This window comes from Kitasatospora sp. NPDC092286 (genome assembly GCF_044755565.1).
In the GTDB taxonomy this organism is placed as follows: Bacteria; Actinomycetota; Actinomycetes; order Streptomycetales; family Streptomycetaceae; genus Kitasatospora.
The window spans coordinates 1-1,260 of sequence record NZ_JBIVRD010000132.1; the positions used below are offsets into that span (position 1 = coordinate 1).

Annotated in this window: 1 protein-coding gene; it reads right to left on the reverse strand. The window is 69.8% G+C overall.

All coding sequences use genetic code 11. From position 1 onward, the window contains the following. Nucleotides 1-33: 33 nt before the first annotated feature. Nucleotides 34-1,229, reverse strand: a protein-coding gene (locus ACIQIB_RS39520) for an IS3 family transposase (RefSeq protein ID WP_400764320.1) whose coding sequence is annotated in 2 segments (ribosomal slippage) — nt 34-948 and nt 951-1,229 — 1,194 coding nt in all. Because the reading frame shifts where the segments join, the coding sequence is not laid out codon by codon here. Nucleotides 1,230-1,260: the final 31 nt, after the last annotated feature.

Genomic DNA, 1,260 nt, shown 5'->3' on the forward strand with positions numbered 1-1,260 from the left:
CGGGCTTTGCCCTATTTTGTAGACACTTGCCTGTTATGCGACCAAGTCCAGGTTAATGACGCTCGTGGCGTGTTGCCGTTCATAGTCGACGGGGCTGCGGTATCCGAGGGCGGAGTGACGCCGCCTTCGGTTGTACCAGGCCATCCAGGTGAAGACCGCCATACGGGCCTGTGCCCGGTTCAGCCAGTGTGAGCCGTAGAGCAGTTCGCGCTTCAACGTGGCGAAGAACGACTCGGCCATCGCGTTGTCGTAACTGGAGCCGACCCGGCCCGTCGAACGCCGTATCCCGTGCGCCCGGCAGACCTCGGCGAACGCACCCGACGTATATTGCGCCCCGCGGTCGGAGTGGAATACCACGCCGCGCACGTCGCCGCCCCGGGCGTCGGCAGCGGCCCGGACCGCGTCGACGACCAGGCCGGCCCGCATGTGCTCGGCCAGTGACCAGCCCACGACCCGCCGCGAGTGCATGTCGATCACCGTCGCCAGGTACATCCACCTCCCGCCGACCGGCAGGTACGTGATGTCTCCGCACCAGCGCACATCCGGGCCGGGCGCGGAGAAGTCCCGCCCGACCAGGTCCGGTGCGGGCGGCACGCTCCGGTCCGCGACCGTCGTGCGGACCGTGCGCCGCAGATGTCGGCCGGCGATCCCGCGCTCGCGCATGAGACGGGCGACGCGCTTGTGGTTCACCGCGCCGTGCCGCTCCCGCAGCTCCCGGGTGATCCTCGGGACCCCGTAGGCGCCGTTCGACTCGCCGTGGATCTCCTCGATCCGCGCGCCCAGGTCCTCGTCGGCGGCCCTGCGTGCCGCCCGGGTGGCCGCCGCGGCGATCCACCGGTAGAAACCGGAGGCCGAAACGTTCAGCACCCGACACAGCCGCTGTACTCCATACAGGTCACGGAACTCGGAGATGAACCGCCAGCGGCCGGTCATCGACCCATCTCCTTGGCAAAATACGCAGCCGCCTTCCGCAGGATCTCCTTCTCCAGTTCCAGCTCGCGCACCTGCCGCCGCAGACGGCGCAGTTCCTCGCGCTCCGCCGTCGTCATCGGGCCCTCACCGCCCGCACCAGGGGTGCCGGCAGCCGCCCGGGAGCGCTGGACCCACTGACGCAGCGACTCCGGGTTGACGCCCAGCTCCCGCGCCACCGACGGGACGCGCCGCCCGCTGGACTCCACCAGCGCGACCGCGTCCCGCTTGAACTCCCCCGAGTACCTCGCAGCACCCATGAGGACATCCTCTCCACGGACCCGAAGATCC